General features: G+C 65.8%; 19 protein-coding genes and 2 tRNA genes. 12 read left to right on the top strand and 9 right to left on the bottom strand.

Annotation, left to right across the window (positions count from 1 at the left end):
• Positions 1–101 precede the first annotated feature (101 nt).
• Entirely contained in the window at positions 102–335 is a 234-nt protein-coding gene (hfq, locus tag H7828_RS09845) for an RNA chaperone Hfq (protein ID WP_102107186.1), read from the top strand.
• Between the two features lie 2 nt (positions 336–337).
• Complete coding sequence (gene hflX, locus H7828_RS09840; protein WP_226780857.1) at positions 338–1,612, top strand: GTPase HflX; 1,275 nt, start codon at positions 338–340, stop codon at positions 1,610–1,612.
• Between the two features lie 39 nt (positions 1,613–1,651).
• Here the strand turns inward: hflX and H7828_RS09835 are convergent, their stop codons facing one another.
• The 3 genes from H7828_RS09835 to hemB all read right to left on the bottom strand — a co-directional run bounded on the left by H7828_RS09835 (position 1,652) and on the right by hemB (position 4,588).
• Complete coding sequence (locus tag H7828_RS09835) at positions 1,652–2,848, bottom strand: aminotransferase (RefSeq protein WP_226780856.1); 1,197 nt, start codon at positions 2,846–2,848, stop codon at positions 1,652–1,654.
• Positions 2,849–2,909: 61 nt separating this feature from the next.
• Positions 2,910–3,470 (bottom strand): lipid-binding SYLF domain-containing protein, encoded by a 561-nt coding sequence (locus H7828_RS09830; protein ID WP_226780855.1) that lies wholly within the window; start codon positions 3,468–3,470, stop codon positions 2,910–2,912.
• A gap of 125 nt (positions 3,471–3,595) precedes the next feature.
• Positions 3,596–4,588: a porphobilinogen synthase gene (gene hemB, locus H7828_RS09825; RefSeq protein WP_226781115.1), complete on the bottom strand. Its 993-nt coding sequence runs from the start codon at positions 4,586–4,588 to the stop codon at positions 3,596–3,598.
• Positions 4,589–4,741: 153 nt separating this feature from the next.
• Here hemB and H7828_RS09820 point away from each other — a divergent pair, with 153 nt between their 5' ends.
• Together H7828_RS09820 and mfd are read left to right on the top strand one after the other, a co-directional pair.
• Positions 4,742–5,269, top strand: coding sequence for a component of SufBCD complex (locus H7828_RS09820; protein WP_226780854.1), 528 nt, complete (start codon positions 4,742–4,744; stop codon positions 5,267–5,269).
• A gap of 32 nt (positions 5,270–5,301) precedes the next feature.
• The gene (gene mfd / locus H7828_RS09815; protein ID WP_226780853.1) at positions 5,302–8,748 is read left to right on the top strand and encodes a transcription-repair coupling factor; all 3,447 of its coding nucleotides are present in this window, start codon (positions 5,302–5,304) and stop codon (positions 8,746–8,748) included.
• Between the two features lie 114 nt (positions 8,749–8,862).
• Here mfd and trpE read toward each other — a convergent pair whose 3' ends face one another.
• Positions 8,863–10,374: an anthranilate synthase component I gene (gene trpE / locus H7828_RS09810; protein WP_226780852.1), complete on the bottom strand. Its 1,512-nt coding sequence runs from the start codon at positions 10,372–10,374 to the stop codon at positions 8,863–8,865.
• A 7-nt stretch (positions 10,375–10,381) separates the two neighbouring features.
• On the bottom strand, positions 10,382–12,232 hold the full coding sequence (locus tag H7828_RS09805) for a peptidylprolyl isomerase (protein WP_226780851.1): 1,851 nt from the start codon (positions 12,230–12,232) through the stop codon (positions 10,382–10,384).
• Between the two features lie 202 nt (positions 12,233–12,434).
• Between H7828_RS09805 and H7828_RS09800 the strand changes: the two genes are divergently transcribed.
• Positions 12,435–12,857: a PaaI family thioesterase gene (locus tag H7828_RS09800; protein WP_226780850.1), complete on the top strand. Its 423-nt coding sequence runs from the start codon at positions 12,435–12,437 to the stop codon at positions 12,855–12,857.
• Here H7828_RS09800 and H7828_RS09795 read toward each other — a convergent pair.
• Positions 12,854–13,900 carry an ornithine cyclodeaminase gene (locus H7828_RS09795; RefSeq protein WP_226780849.1) on the bottom strand — a complete coding sequence of 349 codons (1,047 nt, stop codon included), beginning with the start codon at positions 13,898–13,900 and terminating at the stop codon, positions 12,854–12,856. The two genes, H7828_RS09800 and H7828_RS09795, sit on opposite strands and share 4 nt — an antisense overlap.
• On the bottom strand, positions 13,897–14,820 hold the full coding sequence (gene rocF / locus H7828_RS09790) for an arginase (protein ID WP_226780848.1): 924 nt from the start codon (positions 14,818–14,820) through the stop codon (positions 13,897–13,899). The genes H7828_RS09795 and rocF overlap by 4 nt, the downstream gene beginning before the upstream one ends.
• 115 nt (positions 14,821–14,935) lie before the next feature.
• Between rocF and H7828_RS09785 the strand changes: the two genes are divergently transcribed.
• From H7828_RS09785 to H7828_RS09765, 5 genes are all read left to right on the top strand, one after another.
• Positions 14,936–15,358 carry an Lrp/AsnC family transcriptional regulator gene (locus H7828_RS09785; protein ID WP_226780847.1) on the top strand — a complete coding sequence of 141 codons (423 nt, stop codon included), beginning with the start codon at positions 14,936–14,938 and terminating at the stop codon, positions 15,356–15,358.
• A 54-nt stretch (positions 15,359–15,412) separates the two neighbouring features.
• Positions 15,413–16,351, top strand: a complete 939-nt coding sequence (locus H7828_RS09780; RefSeq protein WP_226780846.1) for a pirin family protein — start codon at positions 15,413–15,415, stop codon at positions 16,349–16,351.
• A complete protein-coding gene (locus H7828_RS09775; RefSeq protein WP_226780845.1) occupies positions 16,348–16,833 on the top strand; it encodes a GNAT family N-acetyltransferase in 486 nt (161 codons plus the stop codon). The genes H7828_RS09780 and H7828_RS09775 overlap by 4 nt, the downstream gene beginning before the upstream one ends.
• Before the next feature lie 65 nt (positions 16,834–16,898).
• Positions 16,899–16,975: transfer RNA gene (locus tag H7828_RS09770), tRNA-Asp, on the top strand.
• Positions 16,976–17,105: 130 nt separating this feature from the next.
• Positions 17,106–17,182 (top strand) — tRNA-Asp (locus tag H7828_RS09765).
• A gap of 231 nt (positions 17,183–17,413) precedes the next feature.
• On the opposite strand, the gene H7828_RS09760 is transcribed toward H7828_RS09765, so the two are convergent.
• On the bottom strand, positions 17,414–18,421 hold the full coding sequence (locus tag H7828_RS09760; protein ID WP_226780844.1) for a Fe(3+) ABC transporter substrate-binding protein: 1,008 nt from the start codon (positions 18,419–18,421) through the stop codon (positions 17,414–17,416).
• Positions 18,422–18,497: 76 nt separating this feature from the next.
• On the bottom strand, positions 18,498–19,325 hold the full coding sequence (mazG, locus tag H7828_RS09755; RefSeq protein ID WP_226780843.1) for a nucleoside triphosphate pyrophosphohydrolase: 828 nt from the start codon (positions 19,323–19,325) through the stop codon (positions 18,498–18,500).
• A 61-nt stretch (positions 19,326–19,386) separates the two neighbouring features.
• Between mazG and H7828_RS09750 the strand changes: the two genes are divergently transcribed.
• Positions 19,387–20,550, top strand: a complete 1,164-nt coding sequence (locus H7828_RS09750; protein WP_226780842.1) for a M20 aminoacylase family protein — start codon at positions 19,387–19,389, stop codon at positions 20,548–20,550.
• 140 nt (positions 20,551–20,690) lie between these two features.
• On the top strand, positions 20,691–21,653 hold the full coding sequence (gene speB / locus H7828_RS09745) for an agmatinase (RefSeq protein WP_226780841.1): 963 nt from the start codon (positions 20,691–20,693) through the stop codon (positions 21,651–21,653).
• The last annotated feature ends 12 nt before the right edge of the window (positions 21,654–21,665 follow it).

Raw genomic sequence — 21,665 nt, 5'->3', positions numbered from 1 at the left:
CCTATTTGCACTGGATTCTCGGCCGATCCCGCATCATATTGGCCTCGTTTGAAGTATGCCTGCCATCGGGGCGGGCCAAGAATAAAGGTTTGGACGGGGAAATGGCTGGCGACAGACAGAATTTGCAAGACGCTTTCTTGAATCACGTACGGAAGACCAAGGTTCCGGTCACCATTTTCCTGATCAACGGGGTCAAGCTTCAGGGTGTGATCACCTGGTTCGACAATTTCTGCGTGCTGCTGCGCCGCGACGGTCAGTCGCAACTGGTCTACAAGCATGCGATTTCGACGATCATGCCGGCCTCGCCGATCAACCTGTATGACGGTGAAGAATAATCATGGATGAAACGGCAGTCCAGGCCATGCGCGCCTGGGTACTGCACCCCGACATCAAGTCGGATCGTGAAAGGCGCGACCCCGAGGTGGCCCTGGACGAGGCTACCGCGCTGGCCGCCGCACTTCCCGATCTTGAGGTCGTGGGCAGCGAAGTCGTGCGGTTGCCCAAGGTGCAGCCCGGCATGCTGTTCGGCAAGGGCAAGATTGCCGAACTGAAGCAGCGCCTTCACGATGCCGAGGTCGGGCTTGTCCTGATCGACGGCCCGGTGTCGCCGGTGCAGCAACGCAACCTCGAGAAGGAATGGAAGGTCAAGCTTCTTGACCGGACCGGCCTGATCCTCGAGATTTTCAGCGACCGTGCCCGCACCCGCGAGGGTGTGTTGCAGGTGGAAATGGCGGCGCTGACCTATCAGCGCACGCGCCTGGTGCGGGCCTGGACCCACCTGGAGCGCCAGCGCGGCGGGCTTGGCTTTGTCGGTGGCCCCGGCGAAACCCAGATCGAGGCCGACCGCCGCGCTATCGACGAACAGCTGACGCGCCTCAAAAAGCAGCTGGCCAAGGTGGTGAAGACGCGCGAATTGCACCGCGCGGCGCGCGCCAAGGTGCCTTACCCGATCGTGGCGCTGGTGGGCTATACCAACGCCGGGAAATCGACGCTGTTCAACCGGATGACCGGTGCCAGCGTCATGGCCGAGGACATGCTGTTTGCCACCCTCGATCCGACGATGCGGGGGGTCGAACTGCCGTCGGGCAAGAAGGTGATCCTGTCTGATACCGTGGGCTTCATCTCGGACCTGCCGACCCAGCTTGTCGCCGCCTTCCGCGCCACCCTGGAAGAGGTGCTGGGCGCCGACCTGATCTGTCATGTGCGCGACATCGCCCATTCCAACACCGAGGAACAGGCCGAGGACGTGGGCGCCATCCTGAAGCAGCTTGGCGTCGATGGCGAGATTCCGCAGCTTGAACTGTGGAACAAGATCGACACGCTGGAACCCGACGCCCGCGAGGCGCTGGAAACCCTGGCGACACGGCAGGAGGATGTCCTGCCGGTATCGGCGCTGACCGGGGCGGGGTTGGATGCCTTTTATGACGCCATCGCCAATGCGCTTGACGACGAACGCAGCGAACGCAAGTTGACGCTGTCCTTCAGCGAGGGGCGCAAGCGTGCCTGGCTGCACGAACAGGGCGTGGTCGAGGACGAACAGCAGACCGACGAAGGCTTTGCCATCACGGTCATGTGGACCCCGCGCCAGGAACACCAGTTCCGCAACCTCTGAACCGGCAAGGCCACTGTCCCGCGCCGGAAAAGGGGGAGGTCAGCCCCCTTTGCGCCGTTCAAAGGCCAGGGGGGCAAGCCTGTCGTAAAGCTGCCCGATCCCGGCGCGGTCGACATTGGCAAAGGCAATGCGCAGCTGGTGTTTGCCCGAGGGGTCGTTTTCGGGCGTGAACATGGTGCCGGGCAGCAGAAGAACCCCGGCATCGTGTACCAGCCTTTGGGCCAGGGCATCCGAGGCTATGTCGAAAGGGTGTTCGACATAGGCGAAATAGGCGCCACACCCCAGCAGTTTCCAGCCGGGCAGCCGGGCGAACCCCTCTTCGATGGCGGCGCGCCGGTCAAGGATCTCGTCCCGCTCACCTGCCAGCCATTCATCCAGGTTCTGCATGCCCCAAAGGGCGGCATATTGGCCCAGCTGGTTGGGGCAGATCGTCACCGTATCGAGAAACTTCTCAACCTGGGCCAGCCGCGCCGCGCTGGCCGTCAGGGCGCCCACGCGATGGCCCGTCAACCGGTAGGCCTTGGAGAAGGAATAAAGCTGGATCAGCACCTCGTCCCAGTCGGGATCGGTGAACAGGTCATGGGGGGCGCCGCTGCGGCTGTCGAAATCGCGATAGGTTTCATCCAGGATCAGCGTCACACCGCGCGAGCGGGCCAGTTCGCCAAAGGCCCGCAGGGTTTCGGCGGGGTATTCGGCACCGCCCGGATTGTTGGGGGTGACCAGAACAATGGCCTTGGTGCGCGGGGTGATCAGTGCCGCACAGGCCGCGGCATCGGGGATCAGGCCGTCGCCGGCGCGCAGCGGCACGGTGGTTATCCCGCTCATGTCGAGCCACATTTTATGGTTGAAATACCAAGGGGTTGGGAGGATAACCTCATCCCCTTTGCCGGCAATGGTGGCGATTGCCGCCGCGAAGGCCTGGTTGCAACCCGAGGTGATGGCCACCTGTTCGGGCGCCACGTTGCCGCCATAGGCCGCGCTCCACCGTCCTGCCACCTCGGCGCGCAACTCGGGGAGGCCAAGAACGGGGCCGTAGAGGTGGGCTTGGGGGGTGTGCATGATGGTTTCGGCCATGGCGGCGCGCATCGCCTCGGGTGGAGGGGCGACGGGGGCGGCCTGGGAAACGTTGATCAGCGGACGATCCTGCGAGAAGCTGGCCTGGGCCAGCCAGCGGCGCGCCTCCATCACCGGCGGGGGAAATGTGCCGGCCATGTCGGAGTTCAGGATCAGGGGCATCGCGCGACCTTTCGTGTTGGGGCCGCGCGACCCTAGACCGGCATTGCGCCGGTGAAAAGCCTCAGGGAATGATGCGGTTGTATTTCGTGCCCTTCACCGTGGCCCCCGCAATCAGGCCCGCCTGACCGAAGATCACAGCGATGACCGGCGACAGCGATGTGGTGGTATCGGCCGAAAGGTTGCCGGCCTGATCGTTCACCGCATATTGCACGTCCGCCCCGGCGGACCAGCCGGGCGAGTTGCGGAAGTTGTAAAGCGCATCGTTGGTCATGAAGAACAGCACATGGGCATATTGCTGTGCCCCGATCTGCAACCCGACACTGGCCTGGGTGGCCGAATAATAGTCGATCGTGCTGCCCGCGACCTGCAGCGCGCCGCGCCCGTAGCTGCCGCCGATGCCAAGGCCCGCCTCGGTCACCAGGGGCATGACCAGCTGGCCCGCCGCCTTGTCGCGCAGATCCTGGGTGGCGGGATAGGTGGAATAGAGAAACCGAAGAGAGCTGGCCACGCGGGCATCAATGGTTTCGGCCCCGCGACTGCCAAGCCCGTTGGAACAGGCCGCGCCGAAGAATGCCGTCGATGCCGCACCGGCCAGAACCGCGCGCCGGGAATGAGTTTTCATGTGGGTTTCGCCCTTTTACTGCCGTATTCGCCTCGTGTGATGGCCTTATCTGGCCATTCACCTTAACATTAGGTGAAAAGTGCCCGCCTGTCACGCAGGGATGCCACCCTGCGCGGGGTTCCGCACTATCCGCGCAGGGCGCGGGCCATGGCGGGGGCGAAATAGGTCAGGATTCCGTCGCATCCCGCCCGCTTGAAGGCGATCAGCGATTCCGCCATGACCTGCGCGCCGTCGATCCAGCCCTTGGCCGCCGCCGCCTGGATCATCGCGTATTCGCCCGACACCTGGTAGGCATAGGTGGGCGCGCCGAACCTGTCCTTGGCGCGGCGGCAGATATCAAGATAGGGCAGGCCGGGTTTCACCATCACCATGTCGGCGCCCTCGCGCAGGTCGCGTTCGATCAGGCGCAGGGCCTCGTCGGAATTGGCCGGGTTCATCTGATATGTCTTCTTGTCACCGCTCAGCGCCCCCGTCGCGCCCACCGCATCGCGGAAGGGGCCATAGAAGGCGCTGGCGTATTTCGCGGCATAGGACATGATGGCGACATCCTGGAAACCGCATTCCTCAAGCGCCGCGCGCATGGCGCCGATCCGCCCGTCCATCATGTCCGAGGGGCCAAGGATGTCGGCGCCGGCCTCGGCCTGGGCCAGGGCCATGCGCACCAGCGCCTCGACGGTTTCGTCGTTCACGATCACGCCGTCGCGCACGATGCCGTCGTGGCCGTTCACGTTGTAGGGGTCAAGCGCGACGTCGGTCATGATGGCAAGCTGGGGCACGGCCGCCTTGATCGCGCGGATGGCCCGATTGGACAGGTTGTCGGGGTTCCAGGCCTCTTCGCACAGCTGGGTCTTCAGGGCCGGGTCGGTGTAGGGAAAGATGCAGATCGCCGGGATGCCCAGGTCGGCCGCCTCTTGCGCGGCCTCGACCAGAAGATCGACCGACAGACGATCGACCCCGGGCATCGAGGCGACCGGCGTGCGCTGGCCCGTGCCGTCGCGCACGAAGACCGGCCAGATCAGATCGCCGACGCTCAGCGTGTTCTCGCAGGACAGGGCGCGCAGCGCGGCCGAGGATTTCAGGCGGCGGAAGCGGGCGGCGGGATAGGGGGCGATTGTCATGGCGTTCTCGGGCTGATGCGTCTGGGGTAGCCTTGGGTGGCACGGATGGCGCGCCACCTCAAGCCTGCTGATCGCCGCGCCCGGCAATGCGGGCTGGCCATCGCTCGCCGCCATGGATAGTGTCGCGCCGAATTGCAACGCAGGAGCCGCGGTTTGGACTGGTACACGACCGTTTTTGAGCAGATCGACATGCGGTCGTTTTCCAACCTGTGGTACTGGATCGCCCTTGCCGCCGTATGGTCCACCACGTCACACTGGGTGCTTGGCGTGCCCTATGACATGGTGACGCGGGCGCGCCGGTTCGGCGGCCAGGCCGAAGCCGATCTTGACCGGATCGCGCGCATCAACGTGTCGCGGATGCTTTATATCGCGCAGGTGTCGGGGCTTGGCCTTGTGTCGCTGGTGTCGATGGTGCTGACGGCGCTGGTGCTTCTGGCGGTCTGGTACGGGGTCGAGTTCGCCCAGGCCGTGCTCTTGATGGCGCTGCCCCTGTCGCTGGTCTGGGCGCTGTCGTTCGGCACCGCCCGCCGGATCGAGCTTGAGGATGCCACTGGCGAAGCCCTGCAAAGGCGGCTGACCCGGCAACGCACCATCACTCAGTTGATCGGCATCCTGTCGATCTTCGTCACGGCCCTTTGGGGCATGTACAAGAACCTTGATGTCGGGCCTCTGGGCGGTTGACGCGCCGCAGCCCCCCCCTGGAAGAACCCGCCATGTCCGATCCTGCCCATATCACCGTCTCTGGCGCCCCCGAGGGGTTTGATGCCCGCCTGATCGCTGCCGAACTGGCCAAGGGCGAAGGGCCGGTCGTGCATGTGGCCCGCGACGACAAGAGGCTGGCGGCAACCCGCGCCGCGCTTGAGTTCTTCGCGCCCCAGGCCACGGTCATCACCTTTCCGGGGTGGGATTGCCTGCCCTATGACCGGGTGTCGCCCAACGCCGATATCTCGGCCACGCGAATGGCGACACTGGCGGCGCTGGCGCATGGGATGCCGGGCCGCTTCATCCTGCTGACCACGCTGAACGCGGCAACCCAGCGGGTTCCGGCGCGCGAGGTTCTGCGCGAGGCGGCCTTTTCGGCCCGCGTGGGCGGGCGCATCGACGAGGCGGGCCTGCGCGGTTTCCTGGTGCGCATGGGTTTTACCCAGGCGCCCACGGTGATGGAGCCGGGCGACTATGCGGTGCGCGGCGGTATCATCGACGTCTGGGCGCCGGGCGATCTGGGGCCTGTGCGGCTGGATCTCTTCGGCGACGTTCTGGATGGCGCGCGCCGGTTCGATCCGGCCACCCAGCGCACAACCGAAAAGCTGTCGGTGATCGACCTGGCCCCGGTTTCCGAGGTGATCCTGGACGAGGCGGCGATCACCCGCTTCCGCCAGAATTACCGGATCGAGTTCGGCGCGGCGGGCACCGACGACCCGCTTTACGAAGCGGTCAGCGCGGGGCGCAAGCACGCGGGCATCGAACACTGGCTGCCGTTCTTTCACGAACGTCTGGAAACGCTGTTCGACTACCTGCCCAACGCCACCTTCATGCTGGACGATCAAAGCACCGGCGCGCGGCTGGCCCGCTGGGACAGCATCGCCGATCAGTACGACAACCGCCGCGAGGCGATGACCAGCAAGAAGCGCGTGGATTCGGTTTACAAACCCGCGCCCCCGGGGCTGCTTTATCTTGACGATGCCGCCTGGACGAAGGCGCTTGCCGGGCGGCGCAGCCTGCAACTCAACCCGCTGCCCCAGGCCACCGGGCCCGGCGTGATCGACGCGGGCGGGCGGATCGGGCGCAACTTCTCGCCCGAGCGGCAACAGGAAAACATCAGCCTGTTCGAAGCCCTGGCCAACCATGTGCGCGCCCGCCACCAGAAGGACCAAGTTGTTGTCGCGTCTTACTCCGAAGGGGCGCGCGAACGTCTGACCGGCCTGCTGGAGGATGAAGGGCTGGGCGGTGCCACCCCGATCGAGGATTTCCGCGACATCCCCGACGGGCGGGGCGGGCTGTTCCTTGTGGTCTGGGCGCTGGAACACGGGTTCGAGGGCAAGGGCCTGACCGTGATTTCCGAACAGGATGTGCTGGGCGACCGTCTGATCCGGTCGACCAAGCGCAAGAAGCGGGCCGAGAATTTCCTGACCGAAACCCAAAGCCTGTCGCCCGGCGATCTGATCGTGCATGTGGACCACGGCGTCGGTGTCTACCGCGGGCTTGAGGTGGTCAAGGCGCTGGGGGCCGATCACGAATGCATCCTGCTGGAATATGCAGGGGGTGACCGGCTGTACTTGCCGGTGGAAAACGTCGAACTGCTGTCGCGCTATGGCCACGACGAAGGCCTGCTCGACAAACTGGGGGGCGGGGCCTGGCAGGCGAAGAAAGCCCGCCTCAAACAGCGCATCCGCGATATCGCCGACCGCCTGATCCGGGTGGCCGCCGAACGCCTGTTGCGCCGCGCCCCCATCATGGAGCCGCCCGACGGCATGTGGGATGCCTTCTCGGCGCGCTTCCCCTACCAGGAAACCGACGATCAGCAGAGCGCCATCGACGACGTGCTGACCGACCTGGCCGCCGGATCGCCCATGGACCGGCTGATCTGCGGCGATGTCGGTTTCGGCAAGACCGAGGTGGCCATGCGCGCCGCCTTCGTGGCCGCGATGAACGGCCATCAGGTGGCGGTGATCGCGCCGACAACCCTGCTGGCGCGCCAGCATTTCAAGGGCTTTGCCGAACGCTTCCGTGGCTTCCCGGTCGAGGTGCGGCAGCTGTCGCGCTTCGTGTCCACCCGCGATGCGGCGCTGACCCGGCAGGGGATTGCCGATGGCACGGTCGATATCGTCGTCGGCACCCATGCGCTTCTGGCCAAGTCGATCAAGTTCAAGAACCTTGGCCTGCTGGTGATCGACGAGGAACAGCACTTCGGCGTCAACCACAAGGAACGCCTGAAACAGATGCGCACCGATGTACATGTCCTCACCCTGACCGCCACGCCGATTCCGCGCACCCTGCAACTGTCGCTGACCGGCGTGCGCGACCTGTCGATCATCGGCACCCCGCCGGTCGACCGACTGGCGATCCGCACCTATGTTTCGGAGTTCGACGCCATCACCCTGCGCGAGGCGCTGCTGCGCGAACATTACCGGGGCGGGCAGAGCTTTGTCGTTGTCCCGCGCATCGCCGATCTGCCCGAGATGGAACAGTTCCTGCGCGATCACGTCCCCGAGGTCAGCTATATCACCGCCAATGGCCAGATGGCGTCGGGTGAGCTGGATGACCGCATGAACGCCTTCTACGATGGCAAATACGACGTGCTTCTGGCCACCACCATCGTTGAATCCGGCCTCGACATTCCCACGGCAAACACGATGATCGTGCATCGCGCCGATATGTTCGGGCTGGCGCAGCTCTACCAGATCCGCGGCCGGGTGGGGCGGTCCAAGACCCGCGCCTATGCCTATCTGACGACGAAACCGCGCACGAAACTGACCCCCACCGCCGAAAAGCGCCTGCGCGTTCTGGGCAGTCTCGATTCGCTGGGTGCAGGGTTCACGCTGGCGTCGCAGGATCTGGACATTCGCGGCGCGGGCAACCTGGTGGGCGAGGAGCAGTCGGGCCAGGTGCGCGAGGTGGGGTATGAACTTTACCAGTCGATGCTGGAAGAGGCGATCTCCAAGATCAAGCGTGGTGAGCTTGAGGGCCTGACCGACGACGATGGCCAATGGGCGCCGCAGATCAACCTGGGCGTGCCGGTCCTGATCCCCGAGGATTACGTCCCCGACCTCGACGTGCGCCTGGGCCTCTATCGCCGGTTGTCGGGCCTGACCTCGAAGGTCGAGCTTGAGGGCTTCGCCGCCGAATTGATCGACCGCTTCGGCAAGCTCCCGCGCGAGGTGAACACCCTGCTTCTGGTGGTGCGCATCAAGGCCGAATGCAAGAAGGCCGGCATTGCCAAGCTGGACGCCGGGCCGAAGGGCGCGACGATCCAGTTCCACAACGACAGGTTCGCCAACCCCGCGGGCCTGGTCGAGTTCATCGGCGAACAGAAGGGCCAGGCGAAAGTGAAGGACAACAAGATCATCGTCCTGCGCGACTGGGCCAAGACAGGCGACAAGATCAAGGGCGCCTTCGCCATCGCCCAGGATCTGGCAAGGCATGTGAAGGCGGCGGGTTAGGCGAAGTGGCATGCCCAGGCCGCAGGGCCGCGCCGCCCGTTGGTGGGGTGAACGGTGCTTTCATCTTTGGTCCTTCAAATATCCCCGCCGGAGGCTCCCGCAGGTGCAACCCGATCAGCCGTTGGAATTGCGCGTAAACCGCCCCGCGTCCTCGGCGGCGCGGCGGATGGCGTGGGATTTGTTGACCGTTTCCTCGTACTCCGCCTGGGGGTCGCTGTCATAGACAACGCCGCCTCCGGCCTGGATGTAGAGGGTTTCGTCCTTCAGGACGGCGGTGCGCAGGGCGATGCACATGTCCATGTCGCCCCCGGCGCTGAAATACCCGAGGCCGCCGCCGTAGACGCCGCGCTTTTCCGGCTCCAGCTCGTCGATGATCTCCATCGCGCGCACCTTGGGCGCGCCTGAAACCGTGCCTGCGGGCATCCCGGCGAAGAAGGCCGAGAGGGCGTCCTGATCCTCGCGCAATTCGCCCACCACGTTGCTGACGATGTGCATGACGTGGGAATATTTCTCGATGATGAACTGTTCGGTGGGGCGCACGGTGCCGATTTTCGCCACCCGGCCCACGTCGTTGCGGCCCAGATCCAGCAGCATCAGGTGTTCGGCCAGTTCCTTCTTGTCGGCCAGCAGGTCGGCCTCGTTGGCGCGGTCCTGTTCGGGGGTGGCGCCGCGGGGGCGGGTTCCGGCAATCGGGCGGATGGTGATTTCACCGCCGAAGACCCGCACGAGGATTTCCGGCGAGGCGCCGATCACCTGGAAGCCGCCGAAGTTGAAATAGAACATGAAGGGCGACGGGTTGGTGCGCCTGAGCGAGCGGTAGAGCGAGAAGGGCGGCAGGGTGAAGGGCACCTGCCAGCGTTGAGAGGGCACCACCTGGAAGATGTCGCCCTGGCGGATATAGTCCTTGGCCTTCTCGACCGCCTCCAGATAGGCGGCATGGGTGAAATTCGACACCAGCTCGGGCGCGGCGAATTCGTCGCCCAGGTCGCGGGATTCGCCCTTGGGCGCGCGTTCCAGGTCGCGCACCGCGTCCATCACCCGCTCGGCCGCCTGGGCATAGGCGGCGCGCGCCGACAGCCCGCTGTTGGCCCATGCGGGGGAAACCACCGTCACCTCGCCCTTGACCCCGTCCAGCACCGCCACGACCGAGGGGCGCATCATCACCGCATCGGGCAGGCCCAGGGGGTCGGGGTTCACGTTGGGCAGGTGTTCCACCAGCCGGATCATGTCATACCCGAGGTAGCCGAACAGGCCGGCGGCGGCAGCGGGCAGATCGTCGGGCAGGGCGATGCGGCTTTCGGCGATCAGCGCGCGCAGGGTCTCCAGCGGCGCGCCCTCAAGGTCGCTCCAGGCATCGGGGTCGAAGCGGGCCTCGCGATTGATGCGGCTGGTTTCGCCGTGGCATTGCCAGATCAGGTCGGGTTTCAGGCCGATGATCGAATAGCGCCCGCGCACCTCGCCGCCCGTCACCGATTCCAGGACGAAGGTATCGGCGCGTGCCTCGCCCAGTTTCAGCATCAGCGAGACCGGCGTGTCGAGGTCGGCCGCCAGGCGGGCATAGACCACCTGGTTCTCGCCGCGTGCAAAGCCTTCGGCGAAGGCGTCGAATGTGGGCGTCAGTTGCATGTCGGGCCTACGGGAATTGTGCGTGAACGGCGTTGATGGCGGTCTGGTTCAGCTCGATCCCGGCGCGGTTCTCGATGGCCAGGGTGAAGGCGTCGATCATGTCCTGGGCATAGCTTTGCGAGGTCTGCTGGCGGAACCCTTCGAGGATGGTCTTTGCCTCGGGGGCTTCGGGGTCGGGCGTGCCAATGGCATCGAGGCGCACCACGAAGGCGCCGGTGTCGTCGCTGACCACGCGCACCTCGCCCGGCTCCATGTCGAAGACGGCGGTGACCAGGGATTGCGGCGTGTCCTCGATGAAGGCATCGCGCAGCACGTCGGTCTGGGTCACGGTTTCGACGGGCCCCGAGAACATGCCCTGGCCACCTTCGATCGCCTCTTTCATAGCTTCGGCCTGGGCGGTCAGCGCCTTGGCGGTTTCCGCGGTTTCCCAGGCGCCGATCACGGCCACCTTCACGTCTTCGAAGGGTTGCAGGGTGGGGGGCACGATTTCATCCAGCCGCAGGGCGAAGATGCCGCCATCGGCCAGTTGCTCGATCTCGGGGAAGTCCCCGGTTTCGGCGGCCTCGGCGGCGGCGCGGAATTCCTCGTAGCGGGTGATGGGGTCGTCGCTGTCGTCGCTCAGCAGAACCTCGCCCAGTTGCAGCGGCGTTTCCTTGGCTACATCCTCAAGCGTGGCGCCGCCGGCCAGAAGATCGTCGACCGGTTCGATCTGTTCGCTGACAAGGCGGCGGGCCGCGCCGTCTGCGAATTCGGCCAGCAGGTCTTCGCGGGCCTCTTCAAAGGTGGTTTCATGGGCGGCAAGGATACCGTTGACGCGGATCAGCGCCGGGCCAAGATCGGTTTCCACCGGCCCGGCCACGCCGGGACCGTCCAGCGCGAACACGGCATCGGCGGCGCGGCCAAGCTGATCGCGCGACAGATCGCCAAGGTCGATGTCGGCCAGTTCCAGCCCGCGTTCCTCGACCAGGGTGTCAAAATCGGTTTCCTCGGCCTCGATGGCGGCTTTTGCCTCGGCGGCTTCCTCTTCGGTGCCGAAGACCAGGCGTTCGACCAGGCGGCGCTCGGGCTGGACATATTCGTCGATCCGCTCGTCATAGAGCGCGCGCAGGGCGTCCTCGTCCACCTCTACATCGTCCACCACCATCTGCGGGCTCAGCCAGGCATAGGTGATGCGGCGGCGTTCAGGCAGGGTGAACATGTCGTGGTTTTCGTCGTAGAAGGCCTGAAGCGCGGCATCGTCGGGTTCGCCAAGGGGCGTTTCCAGGTCATCGGCGCGCAGGGGGATATAGGTGAAATCGCGGGTTTCGCGCGCGAAGGTATAAAGCGTATCGCTCAGCACCTCGGGCGTGCCGGCCCCGGCGACCACGGCCCCTTGCAGCAGGCTGCGGGCGGTGTCGTGGCGGATGCCTGCCTCGAACTCGGCCACGGTCTGGCCATTGCGGCGCAGGGCGCTTTCATAGGCGTCACGGTCGAACCCGCCGGACAGCGACTGAAAGGCGGGAACGCGCAGAACCTCGCGGCGCACGGCCTCGTCCCCGACGGAAAGGCCCAGGCTGTCGGCCTCGTCCTCAAGCGCGGCGGTGGCCACCACCTGTTGCAGGACGGCACGGTCCAGCCCGAAGGCCTGTGCCTCGGCCAGGGTAAAGCGGCGGCCGGTCTGTGCTTCGAGGGTGCGCAGTTCCTGTTGCAGTGCCTGGGCATAGCGGTCGACCGGAATTTTGGTATCGCCCACCTTGCCGATGCTGCGCACCGTGCCGCCAAAGCCGCCCGCGCCGAAACCGGCAAGTCCGACGATCAAAAGCAAGACGATGATCCAGACGAAGATGTTGGATGTCTTGCGTGCCGCGCTCTTGGCCATGGTGCCCCCTGCTGTTTTCACCCCCGGTCAAACCGGCGTCGGTGATACCTATGACAGGTGCTGCATGGGGGCAAGACGGGCCAACGGCCTATTGAAGGCGCCAGGGCAGGTGTCGGGGCGCAAATGGGGCTGCGCGGGATCACCGCCTTGCCCTTCGCGGCGATTGGCGCAACCTTGGGGGCGCAAGGAAGGGACGCACAGCATGACCATCGCCATGGACGCCACCGCGCTGCGGGAGTTTCTGGACACCGAGTTTTCGCAGGTGAGCGAGGATTTCGCCGTTGAATCGGTAACGTCGGACGGCCTGATCCTGCGCCTGCGGGTGGCCGAACGCCACCTGCGCCCAGGCGGCACCGTGTCGGGGCCGACCATGTTCGCGCTGGCCGATGTGGCGATCTACCTGGCGATCCTGTCGCGGATCGGGCCGAAGGCGCTGACCGTGACAACGAATTGCGCGATCGATTTCATGCGCAAGCCCGCCGCGGGGGGCGATCTTCTGGCCGAGGCGCGGCTCTTGAAGCTGGGGCGGGCCCTGGCGGTGGGGGATGTGCTGATCCGCTCGGTCGGGGTTGAACCGCCCGTGGCGCGCGCCAGCCTGACCTATTCGATTCCCCCGAAAACCTAGCTGGCCGCCCGGCGCACCATCCCGAACAGATCGCGCGGATCGTCCGGATCGGCCAGAAGGTCCAGCCGCTGGAACAGGCCGGTCTGCGCGACCTTGCCGCGCACATAGGCGAGGGCCGAGAAATCCTCGATGGCGAAGCCGACCGAATCGAAGAGGGTGATCTGATCGGCACTACGCCGCCCCTGGGCCGCGCCGGTCATCACCTGCCAGAGTTCCGTCACCGGATGGTCGGGGTCCAACTGCTGAATTTCGCCCTCGATCCGTGTCTGCGGCGGGTATTCCACGAAGATGTCCGACCGGGTCAGGATATCGCGGTGCAGTTCGGTCTTGCCCGGGCAGTCGCCGCCGATGGCGTTGATATGCACGCCTGCGCCGATCATGTTGTCGGTCAGGATCGTGGCATATTGCTTGTCGGCGGTGACGGTGGTGACGATCTGCGCGCCCTCGATCGCCTCTTGCGCGCTGGCGCAGCGAACCAGGGTCAGCCCGCTGTCTGCGAGGTTCGCCATGGCCTTGTCGGTGGCCTTGCCTTCGATATCGTATAAGCGCACGGTGTCGATTCCGCAGACCGCCTTGAAGGCCAGCGCCTGGAATTCGCTTTGCGCGCCATTGCCGATCATCGCCATGCAGCGGGCGTTCTTCGGGGCCAGGTGGCGGGCGGCAAGTGCGCTCATGGCGGCGGTGCGCAGGGCGGTGAGGATCGTCATCTCGCTCAGCAGAACGGGATAGCCGGTTGCCACCTCGGCCAACAGCCCGAAGGCGGTGACGGTTTGCAAGCCGTCCTTCATGTTCTTGGGGTGGCCGTTGACGTATTTGAACCCGTAGACATCGCCATCCGAGGTGGGCATCAGCTCGATCACGCCCTCGGCCGAATGCGAGGCGACGCGCGGCGTCTTGTCGAAACTCTCCCAGCGGCGGAAATCGGCCTCGATCGCATCGGCCAGATCGCAGAGCATCCGCTCCAGCCCGATGTGGTGGATCAGCTGCATCATGTGATCGACGGAAACGAAGGGCACATAGGCCAGGGGCGAAGGTTGGGTCATGCAAAGCTCCGTGTGGGGCGGTCGAACACCCGGCGCCCCAGAAGCGAGGCGGCCAGATCGACCATCAGGGCGGCGGTGCGCCCGCGTTCATCCAGAAAGGGGTTCAGTTCCACCATGTCGAGCGAGGTGACGCGCCCGGATTCGTGCAGCATCTCCATCACCAGATGCGCCTCGCGGAAGGTGGCGCCGCCCGGAACGGTGGTGCCCACGGCTGGCGCGACCGAGGGATCAAGGAAATCAACATCCAGTGACACATGCAGCATTCCGTCGGCGGCACGCACCCTTTCCAGAAAGGGGCGCAGGGCGGCGGCGATGCCGGTCTCGTCGATCTCGCGCATGTCGTGAACCTCGATCCGGCTGTCCAGAAGCGCGGCATGTTCCGCCGGATCGACCGAGCGGATGCCGATCATGCAGACATTCTCATCGGGCACCGCGGCGGGCAGGGGCGGGAAGGCGTCAAACCCGTCGCGCCCGGTGGCATAGGCCACGGGGGTGCCGTGCAGGTTGCCGCTGGTGGTGGTCAGGGGCGTGTGAAAATCGCTGTGCGCATCCAGCCACAGAACGAACTGCGGACGCCCCAGTTTCGCCGCATGGGCGGCAACGCCCGAAACGGTGCCAAGGGCCAGCGCATGATCGCCGCCCAGGAAGACCGGCAAACCCTCGCCCATGGCCGCCTCGGCCGCCTTGGCCAGCGCCTTGGTCCAGGCGACGGTTTCGGGCAGGGCGATCAGGTGGTCGGGCGCTCCGGGTTGCGCGGTGACGGGGCCGGGGGCGCAGTTGCCGCGATCCTCGACCGTGTGGCCCAGGCTGCCGGCCGCCTCGGCCAGGCCGGCGACGCGAAAGGCATCGGGCCCCATGAGGCAGCCGCGCCGCGCCTTGCCGCAATCCAGCGGTGCACCGATCAGGATCACATGGCTCATCTTTCGTCCTTCCCTTTGATTGGCGCGATGATCCGCCCGGAGTGCGCCATGAAACAGCGCAATATTTGCGCAAAACGGCAAGACATGGACCGATCCGGCGACTATGGTTGCCGATATGGATGATACCGACACTGCCCTTCTGGCGGCCCTGCGCCGCGATGCCCGAACGCCGCTGGCCGAACTGGCCAAGCAGCTGGGCAGATCCCGCGCCACCCTGCGCGCCCGGATCGAACGGATGCAGGCCGACGGCACGATTCGCGGCTTTACCGTGCTGACGCGTGAAGACGTGGCGCGCTCACCCGTGCGGGGGTTGATGATGCTGGGGATCGAGGGGGCAGGGACCAGCCGCCTGATCCACCGCCTGCAAGGCTTCGTGCCGGTGCGCGCGGTCCATTCCACCAACGGCAAGTGGGACCTGATCGTCGAACTGGGCGCCGCCACGCTCGAGGAACTGGATCAGACCCTGTTCGCCATCCGCGAACTGCCCGGCATCACGTCAAGCGAAACGAACCTTCTCTTGTCCACCCGCGCCGGTTAGCCTGCCCCCAGGGCGCCGCCGCAAAAGGCCGCGCATATAGAAAGGGAGCCCCGAATGAGCTGGAACCCGACGCTGGATCCCCATTGCCCCACCGGTGACGGTGTCGATGCCATCGAAACCCTGATCGTGTCCCGTGCGCGCGATGTGGCCGGTTTCGCGGTGCGCCGCGCGCTGCCGGCGCCCCGGCGGCAGATGGTCGGCCCCTTCATCTTCTTCGACCAGATGGGCCCGGCCGAACTGCTGCCCAACCGCGGGCTTGATATCCGCCCCCATCCCCATATCGGCCTTGGCACGGTCAGCTACCTCTTCTCGGGGCGGATGCATCACCGCGACAGTCTGGGCACCGACGCCTGGATCGAACCGGGCGCGGTGAACTGGATGGTGGCAGGCCACGGCATCACCCATTCCGAACGCAACGACGACGCGACCCGCACCGCGCCGATGCGGTTCTTCGGCATCCAGACCTGGGTGGCGCTCCCGAAAGATCACGAGGACCGCCCGGCATCGTTCCAACATGCCGCCAGGGCCGATCTGCCAATGCTCGAGGGCGAGGGCAAGCGCGTGCGCCTGGTGCTCGGCTCGGCCTTCGGTGAAACCGCGCCGGTCGACACCCCGTCACGCCTTTTCTACATGGACGCGGTCCTGCAACCCGGGGCAAAGATCCCGCTGCCCGACGATCACGAGGACCGCGGCGCCTTCGTGGTATCGGGATCGGTGCAGGTGGCGGGCGATACCTTCGAGGCGGGGCGGATGATGGTTTTCCGCCCCGGCGACCGGCTGTCGATGACAGCGGGGCCCCAGGGGGCGCGGCTGATGCTGCTCGGGGGTGACACGCTTGAGGGTCCACGGCATATCTGGTGGAACTTCGTCGCATCATCACGCGACCGTATCGAAGAGGCGAAAGAGGCATGGCGCAAGGGCGATTGGCAGAACGGGCGGTTCCAGCTGCCGGTGGGCGACACGGACGAACACATTCCGCTGCCGGGGACATGATCCTTGCCCCGGCGACGCCCGGTGATCTTGACGCGATCCGCGCCCTGCACCAGGCCAGCTGGGCCAGCGCTTATCGCGGCATGGTCCCGGACGAAGCCCTGGGTGCGCCGCTGGAAGACCACATGGCGCGCACCTGGGCCAGCCTGCCCGAGGGCGTGACCCTGGCGCGCGACAAAGACCGCCTCCTGGGCTTCGTCCGCCTGAAACCCAACAAGGGCTGGCCCTATGTCGACAACCTGCATGTCGCCCCCGACCTGCGGGGCGGCGGCGTGGGTCGGGCGCTGATGGGCGCAATGGCCGATCAGGCCGACGGGCGGCTGTGGCTGACGGTGCTGGCCGACAACCTGGGCGCGCGGTGCTTCTATGGCCGCCTCGGCGGGGTCGAGGGCGCGCGGATGACCGAAACGCTGCTGGGCCGGCCGGTCACCACCTTTCCCGTGATCTGGAACCATCTCGGCGCCCTGAGACGGGCCAGCCGATAAAATGCAAAAAACCGCGCCAGGGCGCTTGACGCCCCCCGCGCCATATTCTATCCCCCACGCACTGCGCGGTTGTAGCTCAGCTGGTTAGAGTACCGGCCTGTCACGCCGGGGGTCGCGGGTTCGAGCCCCGTCAACCGCGCCACTTATCCACCTCTCTTTTTCATCGATATTTCATCCGGTTGATGGCTTTTGCCTCCATCGGATAAATTTCATAATTCGGTGATCTTCCTGCTTGACGCCCCCCTGCGAACCGCCTATTCCGCAGCCTACGCGCGGTTGTAGCTCAGTTGGTTAGAGTACCGGCCTGTCACGCCGGGGGTCGCGGGTTCGAGCCCCGTCAACCGCGCCATTTTCCACCGGAAAAACAAAGAGGCTGCGCCCGATCGCATCGGCGCAGCCTCTGTTTTTGTTCCGCCAAAAGAAAAAAGGCCCTCGCGGACCTTTTGCCTCCGGCGGGGATATTTACGGACCAAAGATGCCTGGGGATCCGATCCCATCTTTGGTCTTCAAATATCCCCGCCGGAGGCATCGCCCGAAGGGCGATATCGGGCGCGCCGCAGGCGCGCCCGGATCGGCGGCGTCAGCCGTCGAAATCGACCCGTTCCATGATCCGCAGCGCTTCGGCGCGGTTGTTCGCGATCTCGGTCAGGGCGGTGGTGTCCGGCGTGATCTCGCCCCAGCCGACCACCAGGTCGTCGGCGGGGGTGTTCGGGTCGGCCGGGTATTCATAGACCTGACCGGCATAGATCGCCTGGGCCTCGGGCGAGGCGAGGTACTCCATGAACTTCAGGGCATCTTCGCGGTTGGGCGCATTTGCGGCCATGGCGACGCCCGAGATGTTGACGTGGGTGCCCGAACCATCTGCGAAGTCGGGGAACTCGATGCGCACCGAATTGGCCCATTCCGCCTGTTCGGGATCGTTCAGCATGGCGCCCATGTAATAGGTGTTGCCCAGGGCGATGTCGCATTCGCCGGCCCAGATCGCCTTGACCTGCGCGCGGTCGTTGCCTTCGGGCTTGCGGGCCAGGTTGTCCTTGACGCCCTGGGCCCAGGTCTCGGCGGCCTCGACGCCGTCATGGGCGATCACCGCGGCCAGCAGGCCGATGTTATAGACATGGGTGCCCGAGCGGGTGCAGATGCGGCCCTTCCATTTCGGATCGGCCAGGTCCTCGTAGGTGGTCACCTCGCCCTCGGCCACGCGCTCCTTGCTGGCATAGACGATGCGGGCGCGGTAGGTGACGCCGAACCACTGGTTGTCGGCATCGCGCAGGGTTTCGGGGATGTGGGTGGACAGGATGTCCGACTCGACGGCCTGGGTCACGCCGGCATCCTTGGCCTCGGACAGGCGCGAGATGTCGACGGTCAGGATGATGTCGGCGGGGGAACGCGCGCCCTCGGCCTTCAGCCGCTCGACCAGGCCCTTGTCGATATAGGCGGCGTTGGTCTTGATCCCGGTCTTTTCGGTGAATCCGTCCAGCAGCGGCTGGATCAGCTCGGGCTGGCGGTGGGAATAGATGTTCACATCGGCCAGGGCGGGGGCGGCCAGGGCGATGAGGGAAGTGGCAAGGGTGAATCTGCGAACGGTCATGGAAGCCTCCTGTTTGACGTTGGCCCCCATAAATCCGACAAAAACACTTGGGTCAATATCCGACTGTTCTGATCGGTTATTTTTCCGCGGCTCTCTCCGCAGTCTTCGCCGCATCCCAAAGCGCATCCATTTCCGCAAGGCTTGCCTCTTGCGGGCGGCGCCCCTGTGCTTGCAGCGCCGCTTCGATGCTGGCGAAACGGCGGGTGAACTTGGCGTTGGTGCCGCGCAGGGCGGCCTCGGGGTCGATGTTCAGGTGGCGCGCCAGGTTGGCCATGACGAAGAGAAGATCGCCCATCTCATCGGCCATCTCGTCCGGGCCCATGGTTTCGCGCGCGGCGACCAGTTCGCCCGCTTCCTCGACCAGCTTATCCAGCACTTGAGCGGTTTCAGGCCAATCGAACCCCACCCGGGCGGCGCGATTCTGCAGCTTGACCGCCCGCATCAGCGCCGGCAGGCCAAGGGCGACGCCGTCCAGCACGCCACGCTCGGCCCGGGCGGCGCGCTCGCGGGCCTTCTGGGCCTCCCAGTCGCGGGTCTGCTGTTCGGCGGACTTGTCGCGCGATTCGTCATCGAAGACATGGGGATGGCGCGCGATCATCTTGTCGGCGATGGCATTCACGATGTCATCGAAGGTGAAATGCCCGGCTTCGGCGGCCATCTGCCCGTGATAGACGGCCTGGAACAGAAGATCGCCCAATTCCCCCTTCAGATCGTCCATGTCGCGGCGCGCGACGGCATCGGCCACTTCATAGGCTTCCTCGATGGTATAGGGGGCGATGCTGTCGAAATCCTGTTCGATGTCCCAGGGGCAACCCCTGTTGGGGTCGCGCAGCCGGCGCATGATTTCCACGAGGCGCGTGATGTCGCGGGGGTGGGTGTGGATCGGATCGGATGATTTGGCCATTTACGCCGCCCTGTTTCTCTGGAACGCTGAGGATCTTGCAGGTTTGGGAATGGGAGGTATCATGCCGGTCGTCAACCGTATCGCGGATTTCGCGCAGGACATGAAAACCTGGCGCCAATGGCTGCACCGTAACCCCGAACTGGGGTTCGACCTGCCGAAGACCGCCGGTTTTGTCGCCGAAAAGCTGCGCGCGTTCGGGGTGGACGAAATTCACGAGGGAATCGCGCAGAGCGGCATCGTGGCCATCATCGAGGGTCAGGGGGCCGGGCCCACCATCGGGCTGCGCGCCGACATGGACGCGCTGCCGATCCACGAGGAGACGGGGGCGGAACATGCCAGCCAGACGCCGGGCGTCATGCATGCCTGCGGCCATGACGGGCATACCACCATGCTTCTGGGCGCGGCGCGCTACCTTGCCGAAACCCGCAATTTCGCCGGGCGGGTGGCGCTGATCTTCCAGCCTGCCGAAGAGGATGGCGGCGGCGGCGAGGCCATGGTGCAGGCCGGGATCATGGAGCGGTTCGCCATCGCCCGGGTCTTTGCCATGCACAACGCGCCCGAATTCGCCGCCGGGGAATTCTTCTGCACGCCGGGGCCGATCATGGCGGCGGTGGATGAATTCACCGTGACGGTGCAGGGCAAAGGCGGGCATGCGGCCTATCCCCATGACTGCACCGACCCGATCCCGCCGCTTCTGGCCATGGTGCAGGGCTTTGGCACCATCGTGTCGCGCAATCACAAGCCGATCGACGATCTGGTGGTTTCGGTCACGCAGATCCACACCGGCACCGCCAACAACGTGGTGCCGGCGCGGGCGGTGTTTTCGGGCACCGTGCGCACCTTCGATCCGAAGGTTCAGGAGATGGTGATCGCGCGGATGGAGGAGCTGGTGCAGGGCACCGCTGCCGCCTATGGCGTGACGGCCGAGTTTGTCTACGAGCGCGGCTATCCCGCGACGGTGAACGATCCGGGTTCGGTGGATTTCGCGCTGGGGGTGGCCGCCGAGGTCGTGGGCGCGGCCCGGGTCGATGGCGCGGTCGAGCGGATGATGGGGGCCGAGGATTTCTCCTACATGCTGAACGCGCGGCCCGGTGCCTATCTGTTCCTGGGGCAGGGCGAGGGGGCCTTCTGTCACCACCCGGCCTATGATTTCAATGACGAGGTGGCGCCGGTGGGGGCTTCGTTCCTTGCGCGCCTTGTGGAGCGTGCGCAGCCCGTGGGATAGCGCCCCCCGAAGCGTCGCCCACCCACCCGCCCCGACGCTTCGGGGGGCGCCGGTGGCTTTGCGATGATGGGTGGCGCGGTTCGCGAGGGCGGGTGCCTGCGGCGCGAGTATTTTTTGGCAAGAAAGAGACGGAGGAGCCCATGGCCCTGGAAGATGCGAAGACCGAGGTGGATGTGGCCTTCAGCCGCGAGGCGCGGCGCGGGCTGGCCTTTGAGAATGCCTTTGGCGGGGCGACATCGTTCTTGCGGCGGCGCTACAGCAAGGATCTGGCGGGGGTGGATCTGTGCATCACCGGGGTGCCGTTCGATCAGGCGGTGACGCACCGCCCCGGCACCCGGTTCGGGCCGCGGGCGATCCGCGAGGCGAGCACGCTTCAGGCTTTCGATCCGCCCTATGGCTGGGGCTATGACCCGCTGAGCGAATTCGCGGTGGTGGATCACGGCGACATGGCCTTCGACTATGCCGATACCGGCAGTTTTCCGACACTGGTGGAGGCGCATATCGCGCGGATCCTGGAGGCCGGGCCGGGGGTGATCACCCTTGGGGGCGATCATTTCATCACGCTGCCCATCTTGCGGGCCTTTGCGGCGAAATACGGGCCCATGTCGGTGATCCAGTTCGATGCGCACAGCGATCTCTGGGCCGATGACGACATGGGGCGGATCGACCATGGCACCTTCATGTACAAGGCGGTGAAGCTGGGTCTGGTGGACCCGGCGCGCTCGGTCCAGGTGGGTATTCGAACCGAATGCCCCGACTATCTGGGCATGAACGTGATCGACGCTGCCGAGGCCCACCGCATCGGCCCGGCGGCCGTGGCGGAAAAGGTGCGCAGCATCGTTGGCGACGCGCCAACATACCTGACCTTCGACATTGACGGGCTGGACCCGGCCTTTGCGCCCGGCACCGGCACACCGGTCTGGGGCGGGCTGAGCAGTTGGCAGGTGGCGGCGGTGATGCGCGGGCTGGCGGGGATCAACCTTGTAGGCGGGGATGTCGTGGAGGTTTCGCCGCCCTATGACACCACCGGGGCCACGGCCATCGCGGGGGCCCATGTGGCAACCGAGTTGATCTGTCTCTGGGGCTGGACGCGGCGGCGCTGAGGCGCGAGCAAG

The sequence above is a fragment of the Oceaniglobus trochenteri genome, from assembly GCF_020529025.1.
Lineage (GTDB): Bacteria > Pseudomonadota > Alphaproteobacteria > Rhodobacterales > Rhodobacteraceae > Oceaniglobus > Oceaniglobus trochenteri.
This window is presented reverse-complemented; position numbering and strand designations above follow the sequence as displayed.

What these genes read in the sequence shown, in the direction of transcription:
- hfq (WP_102107186.1), top strand. Translation starts at nt 102, where the DNA reads ATGGCTGGCGACAGACAGAATTTGCAAGACGCTTTCTTGAATCACGTA.
- hflX (WP_226780857.1), top strand. Translation starts at nt 338, where the DNA reads ATGGATGAAACGGCAGTCCAGGCCATGCGCGCCTGGGTACTGCACCCC.
- H7828_RS09835 (WP_226780856.1), bottom strand. Translation starts at nt 2,848, where the DNA reads ATGCCCCTGATCCTGAACTCCGACATGGCCGGCACATTTCCCCCGCCG.
- H7828_RS09830 (WP_226780855.1), bottom strand. Translation starts at nt 3,470, where the DNA reads ATGAAAACTCATTCCCGGCGCGCGGTTCTGGCCGGTGCGGCATCGACG.
- hemB (WP_226781115.1), bottom strand. Translation starts at nt 4,588, where the DNA reads ATGACAATCGCCCCCTATCCCGCCGCCCGCTTCCGCCGCCTGAAATCC.
- mfd (WP_226780853.1), top strand. Translation starts at nt 5,302, where the DNA reads ATGTCCGATCCTGCCCATATCACCGTCTCTGGCGCCCCCGAGGGGTTT.
- trpE (WP_226780852.1), bottom strand. Translation starts at nt 10,374, where the DNA reads ATGCAACTGACGCCCACATTCGACGCCTTCGCCGAAGGCTTTGCACGC.
- H7828_RS09805 (WP_226780851.1), bottom strand. Translation starts at nt 12,232, where the DNA reads ATGGCCAAGAGCGCGGCACGCAAGACATCCAACATCTTCGTCTGGATC.
- H7828_RS09800 (WP_226780850.1), top strand. Translation starts at nt 12,435, where the DNA reads ATGACCATCGCCATGGACGCCACCGCGCTGCGGGAGTTTCTGGACACC.
- H7828_RS09795 (WP_226780849.1), bottom strand. Translation starts at nt 13,900, where the DNA reads ATGACCCAACCTTCGCCCCTGGCCTATGTGCCCTTCGTTTCCGTCGAT.
- rocF (WP_226780848.1), bottom strand. Translation starts at nt 14,820, where the DNA reads ATGAGCCATGTGATCCTGATCGGTGCACCGCTGGATTGCGGCAAGGCG.
- H7828_RS09785 (WP_226780847.1), top strand. Translation starts at nt 14,936, where the DNA reads ATGGATGATACCGACACTGCCCTTCTGGCGGCCCTGCGCCGCGATGCC.
- H7828_RS09780 (WP_226780846.1), top strand. Translation starts at nt 15,413, where the DNA reads ATGAGCTGGAACCCGACGCTGGATCCCCATTGCCCCACCGGTGACGGT.
- H7828_RS09775 (WP_226780845.1), top strand. Translation starts at nt 16,348, where the DNA reads ATGATCCTTGCCCCGGCGACGCCCGGTGATCTTGACGCGATCCGCGCC.
- H7828_RS09760 (WP_226780844.1), bottom strand. Translation starts at nt 18,421, where the DNA reads ATGACCGTTCGCAGATTCACCCTTGCCACTTCCCTCATCGCCCTGGCC.
- mazG (WP_226780843.1), bottom strand. Translation starts at nt 19,325, where the DNA reads ATGGCCAAATCATCCGATCCGATCCACACCCACCCCCGCGACATCACG.
- H7828_RS09750 (WP_226780842.1), top strand. Translation starts at nt 19,387, where the DNA reads ATGCCGGTCGTCAACCGTATCGCGGATTTCGCGCAGGACATGAAAACC.
- speB (WP_226780841.1), top strand. Translation starts at nt 20,691, where the DNA reads ATGGCCCTGGAAGATGCGAAGACCGAGGTGGATGTGGCCTTCAGCCGC.